Origin of the sequence: Amycolatopsis sp. YIM 10 (genome assembly GCF_009429145.1) — a bacterium.
Classification (GTDB): Bacteria; Actinomycetota; Actinomycetes; order Mycobacteriales; family Pseudonocardiaceae; genus Amycolatopsis.
Genome location: NZ_CP045480.1, coordinates 4,588,213 through 4,603,856, shown reverse-complemented (window position 1 = coordinate 4,603,856; position 15,644 = coordinate 4,588,213). Strand labels below are relative to the sequence as shown.

The following is a 15,644-nucleotide window of genomic DNA, read 5'->3' as shown; positions in this document are numbered from 1 at the left end:
GGGCTTCCACGCACTCCGGCACGACTCAGCCCTCCCAGGTCCAGTCGCGGATTTCGGGCAGGTCCTCGCCGTGCTGCCGGATCCACCGGTGGTGCCGCTGCCTGGCCTCGGTCATCCGCTGGCGCACCACCCCGGCCTTGGCGGCCAGTCCCGGCACCCGGTCGATAACGTCGATCACCAGCTGGAAGCGGTCCATCTGGTTGAGCACCAGCATGTCGAACGGGGTGGTCGTGGTGCCGTTCTCCGTGTAACCCCGCACGTGGAAGCCGGCGTGGTTCGTCCGGCGGTAGGCCAGCCGGTGGATCAGCCACGGATAACCGTGGTAGGCGAAGATCACCGGCCGGTCCGGGGTGAACAACGCGTCGAACTCCCAGTCACCCATCCCGTGCGGGTGCTCGGTTTCCGGTTGCAGGCGCATCAGGTCGACCACGTTGACCACCCGCACCGCCAGTTCCGGCAGCAGTTCCCGCAGCAGCTTCGCCGCGGCGAGGACTTCCAGGGTCGGGGCGTCCCCCGCGCAGGCGAGCACCACGTCCGGCTGCCGGTCGCTGTGCGAGCCCGCCCATTCCCAGATGCCGGCCCCGCGGGCGCAGTGCAGCGCGGCCTGCTCGCCGTCGAGCCAGTTGGGGGCGTCGTTCTTGCCCGCCACCACCACGTTGACGTAGTCGCGGCTGCGCAGGCAGTGGTGCATCACGTGCAGCAGCGTGTTGGCGTCCGGCGGCAGGTACACCCGCACGACCTCGGCGCTCTTGTTCGCGACGTGGTCGACGAAACCGGGGTCCTGGTGGGAGAAACCGTTGTGGTCCTGGCGCCACACGTGCGAGGTCAGCAGGTAGTTCAGCGAGGCGACCGGCCGCCGCCACGGGATCTCCCGGTGCACCTTCAGCCATTTGACGTGCTGGTTGACCATCGAATCGACGATGTGCACGAACGCCTCGTAGCAGGAGAACAGGCCGTGCCGCCCGGAGAGCAGGTAGCCCTCCAGCCAGCCCTGGCACAGGTGCTCCGAGAGCACCTCCAGCACCCGGCCATCGCGCTCGAGGTGTTCGTCCACCGGTTCGATCGCGGCCTGCCAAGCCTTGCCGGTGACCTCGTACACCGCGTCGAGCCGGTTCGAGGCTGTCTCGTCGGGACCGAACAGCCGGAAGTTCGCCTTGTCCTCGTTGGCCGCGAACACCTCCCGCAGAAACCGCCCCAGCACCCGGGTCGGCTCGGCCGAGGTGGTACCCGGGCGGGGCACCGCCACGGCGTGGCCGGCGGGATCCGGCAGGGACAACGGCCGCAGGATCGAGCCGCCGTTGGCGTGCGGGCTCGCGCCCATCCGCCGCACACCCGCCGGGATCAGCGCGGTGACCTGGGCCGTCGGGCGCCCGTCGGCGTCGAAGAGTTCCTCCGGACGGTAGGAGCGCAGCCAGGTTTCCAGCTCCCGCAGGTGTTCCGGGTGCTGCCGCACCCCGGGCAGCGGCACCTGGTGCGACCGCCAGGTGCCCTCCACCGGCAAGCCGTCCACAACGGACGGACCGGTCCAGCCCTTGGGGCTGCGCAGCACGATCATCGGCCAGCTCGGCCGTTCCGCCGACTGCCGCGCGGCGTTGATCTCGGCCAGCACCGAGTCCAGCGTCGAGGCCATGGCCTGGTGCATTTCGGCGGGCTCGTGGCCTTCGACGTAGTGCGGGGTGTAGCCGCACCCGCGCAGCAGTGCGTCCAGTTCGGCGTGCGGGATCCTCGACAGCACGGTCGGATTGGCGATCTTGTAGCCGTTGAGGTGCAGGATCGGCAGCACCGCGCCGTCGCGGTGTGGATCGAGGAACTTGTTCGCGTGCCAACTGGTGGCCAGCGGGCCGGTTTCGGCCTCACCATCACCGATCACACAGGCCACCACCAGGCCGGGGTTGTCGAACGCGGCACCGTAGGCGTGCGCGAGCGAGTATCCCAGCTCACCGCCCTCGTGGATGGACCCGGGAACCTGCGGCGCGACGTGACTGGGGACACCACCGGGGAAGGAGAACTGGCGGAACAGCTCCTTCATGCCCTCCGCGTCCCGCGTCACCTCGGGCCACGCCTCGGTGTAGGTGCCTTCGAGCCAGGTGTTGGCCAGCAACGCCGGGCCGCCGTGACCGGGTCCGGTGACGAACAGCGCGTCGAAGCCGTGGGCCACGATCGCCCGGTTGAGATGGGCGTAGACGAAGTTGAGCCCCGGCGAGGTGCCCCAGTGCCCGAGCAGTCGCGGTTTGACGTGTTCGGGCCGCAACGGCTCCCGCAGCAGCGGGTTGTCCATCAGGTAGATCTGCCCGACCGACAGGTAGTTCGCCGCCCGCCACAGCGTGTCCACCGCTTCCAGCTCGGTAGCCCCAAGTGGACCCGGGCGGGTGTCGACGGCGGTCATCGCTGCTTCTCCGGGCGAACCACGAGCACCGGGCAGTTCGCGTGCTCCACCAGCGCCAGGCTGGTCGAGCCCAGCAGCAGACCGCGGAAGCCACCGCGACCACGGCTGCCGACCACCACCAGTCGCGCGTCCTCGGCGGCCGCCAGCAGCGCGTGCCGGGGCCGGTCCTTGACCAGCACCCGCCGGACCTCGACGTCGGGGAACTTTTCCCGCCACCCGGCCAGGCGCTGCGCGAGCAGCCGTTCCTCCTCTTCCTCGAAGGACTCCCAGCTCACCATCAGGCGCGCCGAGCCGTAAAAGTCGTCGTAGGTCGCGTCCGTCCAGGCGTGCACGGCCACCAGCGGCACGCCGCGGGACGACGCCTCGCCGAACGCCTCCGCGAGCGCCTTTTCGCTGGTGGGGCTGCCATCGATGCCGACAACCACCGGGCCGTCGCCGGGCACCTCCCCGGCGTCGTCCGCCTTCCGGATCACCGCGACCGGGCAGTGCGCGTGGGTGGCCACCCCGGTCGCGGTGGATCCGGCCAGCAAGCGGGAAAGCCCGGTGTGCCCGGTCGCGCCGACGACGACCATGCGCGCGGTCTTGGACAGTTCCGTCAACAACGGCACCGGATGATCGATCACCATCTCCGAGGTGACCACCAAATCGTCCGATGTGGACTGCGCGAGCGTCACCGCGTCCGCGACGATCCGCTCACCATCGGCCCGGATGGCCTCGAAGACACCGGCCGCACTCACCAGCCCGCCGCTGTAACCGAGTTCGGCGATCCGCAGGCCGTGCACCACGTGCAGCTCCCACTTGCGGTCGGCCGCCGTCCGCGCCGCCCACCGGACGGCGACCTCGGCACCGCCCGAACCGTCTACCCCGACGATGATCCTGGTCATCGAAGAATCCCTTCAGTGTTCTCGGAAGCGGCCTCGGAAGTGGTTTCGGCGTCGATGACGCCCGGCACCGAGCGAGCGAGCACGGTCGCGACGTGTCGGTCGGTCTCGTCGTCGAAGGTGTCGGTGATGTGCACCTTCCCGTCGTGCACCCGGACCGTCCAGCGGTGGCGGTCGCCGTAGTTCTCCAGCCGGTGACGCACGTCCGCGGCGAGCTGCTCGTCCTTGCGCGCCAGCGCTTTCACCACGTCACGGCGGGTGACGATGCCGACCACGGTGGCACCGTCCACAATGGGCATAGCGCGGATGTGCGCGTCCAGCAGCGCCCGGCACACGTCCGCGACGTCGGTGTTGGCGCCCATGGCGGTGGCCGGGGTGGTCATCACCGCGCCGACGGTCGTACCAGGAGCCTCACGCGGCCGGGTCGCCGGACGGCGCGCGTCGCGGGGAACCCGGTCACGGATGAGGTCGGCTTCGGTGACGATGCCGATGAGGCGGTCGTCCTCGTCCACCACCGGCAACGCGGTGAAGTGGCGTTCGGCCAGCAGCGCGGCCGCCTCCTTCGCCGACGTCGCCGGGGTCACCGTCACCACCGGTGAGGTCATCAGGTCACGCGCTCGCACTGCTTTCCTTCGTTCCTTCGTCGCCGGTGCGGATCACCGCGACCGGGCACGGGCTGTGCTGGATCAGGGCCTGGCTGGTGGAGCCGAGGCACAGGCCGGCGAAACCGCCGCGGCCGCGCGAACCCACCACCAGCAGCTGGGCGGTCTTCGCGGCTTCGAGCAGGCGGTCGGCCGGACGGGCGCGATAGGTCTGCGCCGACACCTCGACGTGCGGGTACTTCTCGCGCCAGGCAGCCAAGCGGCCTTCCAGCGCGCGGGCCTCGGCCTCGGCGATCCCGTCGAAGTCCAGTTCCATCCGCATCACCGGCCACGCCTGCTCCAGTACCAGGTCGTTCCAGGTGTGCACGGCCACCAGCGGCACGCCACGAGACGACGCCGCCTCGAACGCGAAGCCGATCGCGTCGTCGCTGTTCGCGGAGTTGTCCACGCCGACGACCACCGGGCCGCTCTCCTCGGTGCGCCCCCGGACGACCACCACCGGGCAGTGACCGTGGTGGGCCAGTGCCACCGCGACCGAGCCGACCAGCAGCCCGCTGAAGCCACCGAGCCCGCGCGAACCCAGCACGATCAGGTCCGTGGAGGACGATTCCCGCACCAGCCACTCGGCAGCCGTACCGGTGCGCAACTCGGGCCGCACGTCGATACCGGGAGCGGCTTCCCCGGCTGCCGCGCCGGCCGCGGCCAATGCTTCGCTGCCCTGGTCGAGCAGTGCCTCGCGGAAGTCACGGGGCAGCGACACCGGCACGTCGTCGGCGGCGAGGCCGTCCACGATCCGTACGCTTGCGCCGGTCGCGATCACCCCGTGCACGCACACCACGTGCGCGAAGGAGTGGAACAGCGGCAGCGGCCACAGCACGTGGTCGTCCTGCGAAAGGCCCAGCAGCGGCACGTAGCAGGCGGACACCGACCACAGGCAGCTGCGCTGTGTGGAGAGCACACCCTTGGGCAGGCCGGTGGTGCCGGAGGTGTACAGCATCCAGGCCACGTCGTCGAGGCCCAGGTCGTCGCGTGGCGGTTCGGGGGCGTCGGCGGTGGCCAGTTCCTCGTACACACGCGGCACCGGCCCCGGGCCGGGCGGGATCTCGGAGGTCCCGACGAGCAGCACGACCACGTCCTCACGCCCGGCCAGCGCCGTGCGCACCTGCGCCCAGTGCGCGAGGTCGGTGATCACCACCGTGGCGCCGCTGTCCCGCAGGATGTGCGCCAGCTCGGCGTCGGAGGAGCGCGGGTTGACCGGAACGCCCACCGCTGCCGCCCGGATGGCGGTCAGATAGCTCTCGACGTTCTCCACGCGGTTCCCGAGCAGGATCACCACGCGCGCACCGCGCGGCACACCCAGCCCGGCCAGGTGCCCGGCCAGCCGCGCGGTCCGCCGCTCCAGCTCGGCGTAGCGGACCTCGCGGTGGTCATCGGCGTAGGCGAGCTTGTCCCCGCGCCGTTCGGCATGCACCCGGAGCAGTTCGGGAAGGGGCCGAATCAACTCGGAACGCGCCATCGTGGCCTCTCATTCAGGCAGTGCGCGCGTCGCTCCCGCACGAGTGGGACGACGCGACAATTGCGATATCGAACCGGATCGCGATCGGCTTCGGCGCCACGGAGGCGAGCAACGAACCGATTATTGAAAATGCACCGAAATTGGGGTCGCGACCGAGGTTATCGGCCGCCGAACAAAGGCCGCAACCCCGACCGGTTTCCCCTCCCGCACCCCCGCCGAACCCCCCTGGCGCAGTCGATGCCCACCCCCCTCCCACCCCCCTGCCGGGACGGCTCGCACCCCCTTCTCCTCCCCTAGGAGGCCGGTCACACCAGGGCTCCGATCAGGTGGAAGAGTGCGCAAATCGCCCGAACAGCGACTAAAAGGGCTGGTCGGAGCGGGTGGCGACAGCCCGGCGGACGGCTTGCTACCTCCCGTCGGGGTTGCCAGTCAATCACCACCGCCGATAGCATCCGAAAACTATCGACGAAATCCCGGAATCGCTGGCACAGTGCAGTGCCCGTTCCTTTGCCGACCCAGTCTGTCCGTGGTCGACCGGCAGTTGTCTCGGGGTACTCAATGACGGGTTCACAGATTTCAACGCATAATTATTCAGTCGAACAGACTGGCTATACAAAAGACCGGCGCCCGGTGTTCGCCCCGGCGATCGTGGGTACCGGAACGGCGGTGCCCGCGTTCTCCTACTCCCAGGAGGAGCTGCTCGAGGTCTTCCGGATCGAAGACCCCCGGATCCGCTCGGTGTTCCTCAACAGCGCGATCGAACGCCGGTTCCTCACCCTGCCGCCGGAAGAGGCCGACGGCACCCGCCGGCTGGAAACGCAGGGCGAACTGCTGGCCAAGCACCGTGCGAGCGGGATCGAGATGGGCGCACGCGCGCTGCAGGCGTGCCTGAAGAACGCCGACGCCGACCTGGAGGACGTCCGCTACCTGTGCTGCGTGTCGTCCACCGGGTTCATGACGCCCGGGTTCAGCGCGCTGATCATCCGCGAGCTGGGCCTGGAGCACAACACCAGCAGGCTCGACGTGGTCGGCATGGGCTGCAACGCCGGGCTCAACGGCCTCGCCGCGGTCACCGGATGGGCGCACGCGCACCCCGGGCAGCTCGCGATCATGCTGTGCGTGGAGGCCTGCTCGGCCGCGTACGTCTTCGACGGCACCATGCGCACTTCGGTGGTGAACAGCCTGTTCGGCGACGGTGCCGCCGCGGTGGCGGTGCAGGCGGGCCCCGGCGGGCACAGCGCGCATCACGATGGCCCGTCCGTGGTCAAGTTCGCCAGCTGCATCATTCCCGAGGCGCTGGAGGCGATGCGCTACGACTGGGATGACGACCACGGCAAGTTCAGCTTCTTCCTCGACCGCGAAGTCCCCTACGTGGTCGGTGCCAACGCCGAGGAGGTGGTGGGCAGGCTGCTGGCGGGCACCGGCCTCAAGCGCGAGGACATCGCGCACTGGATCATCCACTCGGGCGGCAAGAAGGTGATCGACTCGGTGATGATCAACCTGGCGCTCAGCCGCTGGGACGTCCGGCACACCACCGGGGTGCTGCGCGACTACGGCAACCTGTCCAGCGGCTCCTTCCTCTTCTCCTACAACAGGCTGATCGACGAGGGCGTGGTGGCGCCGGGCGAGCACGGCGTGCTGATGACCATGGGCCCCGGCTCCACCATCGAAACGGCGCTGCTCCGCTGGCCGGGCGGCGAGAACGCGCGTGACGGCCAGCTCAGGGAGTTGTGACAAGAAGTGGCTTCGAGTAACAAAACGCCGGTACCGCCCGCCCTGACCGCGGAACGACTGAGCCTGCCCGGCGGCGGCCCGCTCACCTCGTCGCTGGTGCTCGCGATCAACGAGTTCTGCGACCGGATCGACGCGCTGTCCGGCAACACCGTCGCCGTCATCGAGATAGGCGAGTTGGACGGAGTGGGCGAGCCAGGCGAGATAGGCGCTACCGGGCCCGCCCCGCACCAGGACTGGCCCGGCGACGTCAGCATCCATCTGGTGAGCCGCTGGGAACGCGCGGTCCGGCGGGTGGAACGCCTGCGCGCCACCACGATCGCGGCCGCCGGTGGCACCTGTTCCGGACCGGCGCTGGAATTGCTGCTGGCCACCGACTACCGGCTGGCCGCGTCCGGCACCCGCCTCCACCTGCCCAGCGAGCCCGGCGGCTTCTGGCCGGGCATGGTGCTGCACCGGCTGGCCAACCAGATCGGCGGGCGCAGGGCCCGCCGCCTGCTCCTGCACCCACCGGAGCTCAGCGCCGCCGAGGCCGCCGGCTGGGGTCTGGTGGACGAAGTCGGTGAGGACCTCCCCACCGCGGTCGATCGGGTGGTGAGCGCGCTGGCCCCGGTGGACGGCGCCGAGTTCGCCATCCGGCGCCGGTTGCTGCTGGACGCGCCGACCACCACCTTCGAAGACGCGCTCGGGGTGCACCTGGCCGCCTGCGACCGGGTGCTGCGCCGCGCGCAGGCCGGTACCGAATCCCGGCTCCCGGTATGACCGCCGTCAGCCGGGCGCCGGAAACGCCCGTACCGAGCGGAATTCTCGAGCACGACGCGGCAGCCGTCTGCGAACACTCGGCCGCCGGCGAAGAAGTGCTGGCCGGTCTTCCCGCCAAGCCCGATCGCACCCCCGGTCAGCAGCGGACCGCCGATGAGGTGCACCGGTCGTGCCGCCGGCTGCGCGCCGGTTTCCTGCGCCTGCACGTCGAACGGGTCTACGACCGGCTCACCGACGGACGTACCACTCCCCTGCGGGTGGCCGGACTCGCGCTCCGAGCCGCGGAAGTGTTCCCCGGCCTGGTCCCCGGCGAACGGCAGCTGGCAGCCGAAGGCGACCGCGTCCAGTCGGCGAAGGAAGGCCGCGAAATCGATCAGGGCCTGTTCTTCCGCGAAGTGCTGCGCAGCCCGGTCGCCGGGAGGCACCTGCTCGACAGCATGCTCCGGCCGACCTCACGAGCCGAAGCGCTGCTGCCCGAGTTCCGCCGGACGGGCGATCTCGACCTCGGCACCGTCCGGATCACCCGGCAGGGCGACGCGGCCCACCTCACCATCGGCAACACGCGGTACCTCAACGCCGAAGACAACGAGCTGACCGAGGACATGGAGACCGCGGTCGACCTCACCCTGCTCGACGACCGGGTCCGAGTCGGCGTGCTGCGAGGCGGAGTGATGACCCATCCGCGATACCAGGGCAAACGGGTGTTCAGCGCTGGAATCAACCTGACCAAGCTGCACGACGGGCGGATCTCCTTCACCGATTTCCTGCTTCGCCGCGAACTGGGTTACCTCGCCAAGCTCGCCCGCGGTCTGCACCTCGGCGAAAACTCGCCGGACTGGCCGCTGGACACGCTGGCCAAGCCCTGGCTGGCCGCGGTCGACTCGTTCGCCATCGGCGGCGGGGCGCAATTGCTCCTCGTCTTCGACCACGTGATCGCGGCCGCCGACGCCTACTTCAGCCTTCCCGCCGCACAGGAGGGCATCGTGCCCGGCGCGGCGAACCTGCGCCTGCCACGGCAAACCGGCCCCAGGCTGGCCAGGCAGGTCATTCTCGGCGGGCGCAAGATCTGGGCCGCCGAACCGGAAGCCGCCACGGTGTTCGACACCGTCGCCGATCCCCGGGAAATGGACCAGGCCATCGCTGCCGAAGCCGACCGGCTGACCAGCCCCGCCGTGGTGGCGAACCGGCGGATGCTCAACCTCGCCGAGGAACCACCGGACACCTTTCGCGCCTACCTGGCCGAATTCGCCATCGAACAAGCTCTTCGCCTGAACAGCGCCGATGTACTCGCGAAGGTGGGAAAGGCCTGGGCGCGTCACTGAAATCGCTGAATCACGGAAATCACCCGGAAATCACTAGAATTTCATCGCCGTCCGTTATTGTCTCGTTACTCCGCAGCGATTATGCGGATCTTGTACGGAGGCTCACTAGGGTTGGCTCGCAACCCAGCCGACTCGCAAACACAGTTCGTTCGGCCGAACCGAATGCCACGACGCTATGGGGGGCGCACCGCATGATACTGGTGGAACGTCAGGGGGAGCTGAAACTCCTCAAGGACCTCTACGCCGACTGCGCCCCAGGGGCGCGGGCAGGTGGCGCTGATCACCGGCGGGATCGCCAGTGGCAAGACCGAACTGCTCGGCTACGCGGCCGACGCGGCCGCGGCGGCGGGCGCCCTCGTGGTCACCGCGGTCGGCTCCCGCGCGGAACGGACCTTGCAGTTCAGCGTGCTGGGGCAGCTGTTCCACGGGGTGGACCTCCCGGACGGTATCTCGGACCGGGTGGCGGAGCTGCTGAACGAGGAGACGCTGACCGCCGGGACCGCCGCCGGCGAACCGCTGACCGTCGGCCACGAGAACGCCCGCGCCGTGCACGGGCTGTCGATGGTCCTGCTGGAACTGGCCAGGAAGCGGCCGGTGGTGGTGTGCGTCGACGACGTGCAGTTCGCCGACAGCCCGTCGTTGCAGGTGCTGCTCTACCTGCAGCAGCGCATCCGGTCGGCGAACATGCTCATCGTGCTCACCGAATGGGCCACCTCCCATCCGACGCACCCGGTGTTCCGCGCCGAGATCGCGCGCCAGCCGTACTTCCACCGCATCCGGCTGAACCCGCTCACCCGGCGCGGGGTGGCCGGTCTGCTGGCCGCGCACCTCGACACCCCCGCCGCCAACCGCCACGCCGCGGCGTGCTGGCGGATCAGCGGTGGCAACCCGTTGCTGGTCAAAGCGCTCATCGCCGACCACCGCGACGCCGCCGCCAGAAGCGTGCACGACGCGCCGGAACTCGTGGTGGGCGAGGAGTTCGGCGAAGCCGTCATCGCCTGCCTGAACCGGTGGGACCCGATACTGCTCACCGTGGCCAGGGGCATTGCCGTGCTGGGTGAATCCTCGCCCGCCTCGGCGAAGACGCTGGGGCGGCTGCTCGGGATCAAGGCCGATTCGGCCACCCAATCGCTCGACGTGCTGACCCTGGCCGGGCTGCTCGACTCCGCCGGCCGCTACCGGCACCCTTCGGCCGCGGCGGCCGTGCTCGACAGCCTCGGCCCGGAGGACCGCGGCAGGATGCACCAGCGCGCCGCGGACCTGCTCTACCAGGACCGCGCCCCGGTAGCGCAGATCGCCCGGCACCTGATCACCGCCGACCAGGTGCACTCGCCGTGGGCCATCGGGGTGCTGCGCGAGACCGCCGAAACCGCACTGGCCGACGACAACGTCGATTTTGCCGTCACCTGCCTGGAACTCGCCTACCGCGGCAGCTCGGACCGGGACGAGCGCGTGGAGATCACCACCGCGCTCGCCCGGCTGGAATGGCGCTCCAACCCCGCCGCGACCACCGAATCGGTCGCGCGGCTCAACGCGGCCTTGCGGGACGGGCAGCTCTCCGATCAGAACCTGCTCGCGCTGATCAAGTTCCTGCTCTCCCCCGACCACCCCGCCGAAGCGGGCGTGGCGTTGAACGCGCTGGTCGAATCGGCTGGCGCGCCGGACAATCCGTTCGCCGCCGAACTCCACCTGGTACACCACCTGCTGTCGTTCTCGCACCCCCCGCTCTTCCCGCGCCGTCCGCACGCACTGACCGATCCGGCGGCAGGCGACGCCATCTCGACCGCCGTGAGGCCGTGGACCAGAGCGGTCACCTCGCTGCTCACCGTGCTCACCGAGGGACCGGGGGCGAACGCGGACGCGGCCGCGGACCACGTGCTGCACAGCTTCGCGCTCGACGACGAAACCATCGACGCGCTGCTGCTCGCGCTGCTGGCGCTGGTCTACTCCGACCGGCTCGCCACCGCCGCGCGGTGGTGCGACGCGCTGATCGAGGAGGCTTCCTCCCGCCGCGCCAAAACCTGGGAGGCGCTGCTGTCGAACATCGGTGCGGACATCGCGTTGCGCCAGGGCGACCTGCCACTGGCCGCGGACCGGGCCCGCGCCGCGCTGAGCCGGATCCCCGCACAGGGCTGGGGTGCCTCGATCGGTTCCCCGCTGGCCAGCCTGATCATGGCGACCACGGCGATGGGCGAGTTCGGCGCGGCCGCGGCCGCGCTCAAGCAGGCCGTGCCCAAGTCCATGGCGCAGACCTGGTTCGCGCCCCAGTACCTGCGCGCCCGCGGGCACTACCTGCTCGCCACCAACCACCTCACGGCGGCGCTGAACGACTTCGAAAGCTGCGGCGCGCTGATGACCAAGTGGAACATCGACCAGCCGGCGCTGGCACCCTGGCGCCGCGACGCGGCACTGGTGCACCTGCGGCTCGGCGAACCGGAAGCCGCGAGCGAACTGATCACCCAGCAACTCCGGATCGGCGGGTCCATCGGACCACGCACCAAGGGCGCTTCCCTGCGGGTACTCGCGGAAGCGGCCGATCCGGACCAGCGGCCGCACCTGCTGGCCGAGGCCGCCCAGCAGCTGCGGTCCTGCGGTGACCGCTTCGAGCTCGCGCTCACCCTGGCCGACCTCGGCGAGGTCTACCACCGGCTCGGCGACTCCGCCAAGGCGCGTGAGGTCACCCAGCAGGCGGTCCAGGCCGCGCGCAGTTGCGAGGCCGCGCCGCTGCAGCAACGCCTCGCCGCCGTGCAGACCACCGTCGGCGGCGGCACTCCCGCCGACGAACCGGACGAGAACGACGGGCTGGCCGCGCTCAGCGACGCCGAGTGGCGCGTGGCGTCACTGGCCTCGCTGCGGCACACCAACCGCGCCATCAGCCGGAAGCTGAGCATCACCGAGAGCACGGTGGAACAGCACCTGACGCGGATCTACCGGAAGCTGAAGATCGACAGCCGCACGCAGTTGCCGGAAGGACTGCCGTTCCGCCGGACCGCGTGGGCCGCCGAAGTCCGGCGGGACCACGCGGGCTGAGCACCTCACAAGGCGGGAACGCGGGCGGAGAGCACCGCGGAACGCCCGTCCCGCACCACTTTCACCGCCTCGGTGAGCAGCGCGGGCAGTTCCGCCGGGTCCACGACGGTACGGGCCCAGGCGCCTCCCGCCGCGGCGGCGACCCCGGGCAGATCCGCGCCCGGCGCGAACCCGACGCCGAAGTCGTCGTTCGCCGCGGCCACCCCGTCCGGGTGCACGGCCAGCGTGGACAGCTTGGGTGCCCGCCAGCCCTGGTTGTCGATGATGACCGTGAGATTCGGTGCGCCGTAACGCCTTGACATCCAGCTCGCGGAGGCCGGTACGCCGAACAGGTAGGTCCCGTCGCCCACCAGCGAGACCACGAGCCGGTCCGGCACGGCGAGTTTCACCCCGATCGCGGCACCGGCGTGCCAGCCGAGCGAACTGCCGCCGGAACCGAACAGCGTGCCGGGCACCGATCGCGGGACGAACTCGCTGACCACCCCGAAGTTCGTGATGGCTTCGGACAGCACGATGGTCTCGTCGTCGATGACGTCGTGCACGCACGCCGCCAGGTACTCGGGCGTGATGACGTCCGGCCGGGGCCGTGTCCTTCGCGCGCGGTCCGCGGCTCGGCGATCGTGTTCGGCCACGCTGCGCGTGTACCGGGCGGCCACTTCGTCCGTCCGCACCGAATCGGCGGCGACCGCGTCCGCGAGCTGCCGCGCGGCCAGGCCCGGATTCGCTCGTGCGTACAGCTCCGCGGGCACGTGCCACAGCGGGGTGCGCTCCTTCAGCGGATCGGCGTCCACCACAAAAACGCGCGCGTCCTCGGCGGGCCGGTTCAGCGACGGGATCCACGGCACTTCGCAGCCCAGCACCAGGATCACGTCGGCTTCGGCGAGGGCGGGGTTCGGCGCGGGGGTGTTCCACTGGTAACCCGCGTGCAACGGGTGGTCGGCCGGGAAGTTGACGTACATCGGCACCGATTCGATCACCCGGATCGCGAGCCGTTCGCACAGGCGGACCAGCTCCACCACCGCGTCCGGCTCGCGGCCGAGGTTCGACGTCACCACAACGGGATTCCGGGCCCCGGCCAACGCGTCCGCGATCCGGCCCGCCACCTCAGGCGCGAGCGCGCCGGATGTGACCGGCGTGAACAGCTCAGGTCTGCCCGGTGCCGGGGTGAGGTGCTCCTCCATCACTTCCCGGGCGCCGACCAGGTACACCGGCCCGGCCGGCTCGCTGCACGCGATCTGGATCGCCCGGTGCACCAGCTGCTTGACGTTCCGGCCGGTCCGGATCTCGTTGTCGTACTTGGTGTAGCCGCGCACGATGCCGCGCTGGTCGGGGACGTCCTGGATCCAGTGGATGAACTCGTTGCGCCCGCCCGGCAGCTCCCCTTCCTGCGTCACCGGCGACGCACCGGCGAAGATGAGCACCGGAACCCGCGCCTTGGCCACGTTGTGCAGGGTGCCGCCGAGGTTCTGCGTCCCGCAGTCCACGTGCACGATCACCGCCTGTGGCTGTCCGCTGGCCTGGGCATACCCCTGCGCGGCGGACAGGGCGACGCTCTCGTGCGGGCAGATGACCAGCTCGGGTAGCTCATCGGCCCTGCCCTCGTCACGCGCCCTCGCGTAGGCCTCGACGAGGCCGGGATGGTCGCTGCCGAGATTGGCGAACACGTAACGGACTCCGGCCTCCGCGAGCGCTTCCAGGAACGCCGTGCTGGTGGTGTATCCGCGCTCCGAACGCGCCATCGCCCCGCCTCCCGAATCACGCCGGGTTCCGAGCCAAACAGCCGGAACGGTGGGCCCGCAACCCCGATCGGCGGCACCGGCGCACCCCCTCACCGGCCCCCTAGCGCCCCCGGATTCCGCGCGCGGGAAAGCGCTTTTCCTTGGTGCGCTTCGCCCGCGCACCTAGCATTTCCCGGGAATCGACCACTTCACGGCCGAGGAGATCCCGTGCCCCAGTTGCTGGACATCGACGCGCTCACCGGCAAGGTGTTCAGCTCCGGCTGGGTCACCGCGTCCGGCACGGTCGACGTCCTCGAACCGGCCACCGGGAAGACCCTTGCCACCACCGGCCTGGCCTCACCCGAGGACATCGGCACCGCGGTATGCGCCGCCGTCCGGGCCCAGCCTTCCTGGGCCGACGCGGAACCGGCCGAGCGGGCGGCCGTACTGCGGCGCGCCGCCGGGATTCTCGAAGCACACCAGCGGGAAGTGGCCGAATGGCTCATCCGCGAAGGTGGTGCGGTGGCGCCGAAAGCCGCGTTCGAAATCCGCTCCGCCGCCGACGAGCTGTGGGCGGCCGCGGCGCTGCCCACCCAGCCACACGGTCACCTGCTGCCCTCCGGCTCCGAATTCGAGAGCATCGGCCGTCGGGTGCCGCTCGGCGTGGTCGGCGTGATCAGCCCGTGGAACTTCCCGCTCGTACTGGCCCTGCGCGCGGTCGCCCCCGCGCTGGCGCTCGGCAATGCCGTCGTGCTCAAGCCCGACGTGCAGACACCGGTCTCGGGCGGGTTCGCGGTCGCGCGGCTCTTCGAGGAAGCCGGGCTGCCCGAGGGTGTGCTGCACGTCCTGCCCGGCGACGCCGAGCCCGGTGAAGCGCTGACCGCGCACCCGAACGTCGCCATGATCGCGTTCACCGGCTCGACCGCGGTCGGCCGCCGGGTCGGCGAGGTGGCCGGGCGGATGCTCAAGCGCTGTTCACTGGAGCTGGGCGGGAACAACGCGCTGATCGTGCTCGACGACGCCGATCTCGACGCCGCGAGTTCGGCGGGCGCTTGGGGTGCTTTCCTGCACCAGGGCCAGATCTGCATGGCCGCGAGCAGGCACGTGGTGCTCGAAGCGGTGGCGGACGAGTACCTCGGACGACTGGCGGGCCGGGCGCGCGCCCTGGTCGCGGACGACCCGTGGACCACCGAAGCCGCGCTCGGCCCGCTGATCAACGACGTCCAGCTGTCCAGAGTGGACAACATCGTGCGCGAGACGGTGGCCGCGGGCGCGGACCTGCGCGCGGGCGGGACGCACCGGGACCTGTTCTACGAACCGACGGTACTGGCCGGGGTGAGCACCGCGATGCCCGCCTTCACCGAAGAGATCTTCGGCCCGGTCGCACCGGTCGTCGTGGTCCGCGACGAAGACGAGGCGGTCCGCGTCGCCAACCAGACGGAGTACGGACTGGTCGCGGCCGTGCAAACCGGCTCCCCCGACCGCGGACGGCGGCTCGCCAGGCGATTGCGCACCGGCATCGTGCACGTCAACGGGCAGACCGTGGACGACAACGCGTTCGTGCCGTTCGGCGGCACGGGCAGCTCCGGCAACGGCAGCCGCCACGGCGCGCTCCACAGCTGGGACGAGTTCACCCGATGGCGGTGGCTGACCGTCCGCCCCGCCGCGGCGCCCTATCCGTTCTGAGGAGGCAGGT

General features: G+C 70.6%; 10 protein-coding genes and 1 pseudogene. 6 read left to right on the top strand and 5 right to left on the bottom strand.

Annotation, left to right across the window (positions count from 1 at the left end; genetic code table 11):
* Window positions 1–25: 25 nt before the first annotated feature.
* The 4 genes from YIM_RS22105 to YIM_RS22090 are packed head-to-tail and all read right to left on the bottom strand — an operon-like array spanning window position 26 to window position 5,385.
* Complete coding sequence (locus YIM_RS22105; RefSeq protein ID WP_153032153.1) at window positions 26–2,386, bottom strand: phosphoketolase; 2,361 nt, start codon at window positions 2,384–2,386, stop codon at window positions 26–28.
* Complete coding sequence (locus tag YIM_RS22100; RefSeq protein WP_153032152.1) at window positions 2,383–3,270, bottom strand: universal stress protein; 888 nt, start codon at window positions 3,268–3,270, stop codon at window positions 2,383–2,385. The genes YIM_RS22105 and YIM_RS22100 overlap by 4 nt, the downstream gene beginning before the upstream one ends.
* Window positions 3,267–3,890, bottom strand: coding sequence for a CBS domain-containing protein (locus tag YIM_RS22095; protein ID WP_153032151.1), 624 nt, complete (start codon window positions 3,888–3,890; stop codon window positions 3,267–3,269). The genes YIM_RS22100 and YIM_RS22095 overlap by 4 nt, the downstream gene beginning before the upstream one ends.
* The gene (locus YIM_RS22090) at window positions 3,877–5,385 is read right to left on the bottom strand and encodes an AMP-binding protein (RefSeq protein WP_153032150.1); all 1,509 of its coding nucleotides are present in this window, start codon (window positions 5,383–5,385) and stop codon (window positions 3,877–3,879) included. Before YIM_RS22090 ends, YIM_RS22095 begins: the two co-directional genes overlap by 14 nt.
* Window positions 5,386–6,033: 648 nt before the next feature.
* Here YIM_RS22090 and dpgA point away from each other — a divergent pair.
* From dpgA to YIM_RS50080, 5 genes and pseudogenes are all read left to right on the top strand, one after another.
* A complete protein-coding gene (dpgA, locus tag YIM_RS22085) occupies window positions 6,034–7,119 on the top strand; it encodes a 3,5-dihydroxyphenylacetyl-CoA synthase DpgA (RefSeq protein WP_228004901.1) in 1,086 nt (361 codons plus the stop codon).
* Window positions 7,120–7,125: 6 nt separating this feature from the next.
* On the top strand, window positions 7,126–7,878 hold the full coding sequence (gene dpgB, locus YIM_RS22080) for an enoyl-CoA-hydratase DpgB (protein ID WP_228004900.1): 753 nt from the start codon (window positions 7,126–7,128) through the stop codon (window positions 7,876–7,878).
* The gene (gene dpgC, locus YIM_RS22075; protein WP_153032148.1) at window positions 7,875–9,200 is read left to right on the top strand and encodes a (3,5-dihydroxyphenyl)acetyl-CoA 1,2-dioxygenase DpgC; all 1,326 of its coding nucleotides are present in this window, start codon (window positions 7,875–7,877) and stop codon (window positions 9,198–9,200) included. Before dpgB ends, dpgC begins: the two co-directional genes overlap by 4 nt.
* Window positions 9,201–9,464: 264 nt before the next feature.
* Window positions 9,465–9,884 (top strand): annotated as a pseudogene (locus tag YIM_RS49685) (AAA family ATPase); the annotation flags it as partial.
* On the top strand, window positions 9,885–12,230 hold the full coding sequence (locus YIM_RS50080) for a LuxR C-terminal-related transcriptional regulator (RefSeq protein ID WP_370469024.1): 2,346 nt from the start codon (window positions 9,885–9,887) through the stop codon (window positions 12,228–12,230). It begins immediately after the preceding pseudogene.
* A 5-nt stretch (window positions 12,231–12,235) separates the two neighbouring features.
* Here YIM_RS50080 and YIM_RS22065 read toward each other — a convergent pair whose 3' ends face one another.
* A complete protein-coding gene (locus YIM_RS22065) occupies window positions 12,236–13,969 on the bottom strand; it encodes a thiamine pyrophosphate-requiring protein (RefSeq protein ID WP_153032146.1) in 1,734 nt (577 codons plus the stop codon).
* A 207-nt stretch (window positions 13,970–14,176) separates the two neighbouring features.
* Between YIM_RS22065 and YIM_RS22060 the strand changes: the two genes are divergently transcribed.
* Window positions 14,177–15,634, top strand: coding sequence for an aldehyde dehydrogenase family protein (locus tag YIM_RS22060; protein WP_370469005.1), 1,458 nt, complete (start codon window positions 14,177–14,179; stop codon window positions 15,632–15,634).
* Window positions 15,635–15,644: the final 10 nt, after the last annotated feature.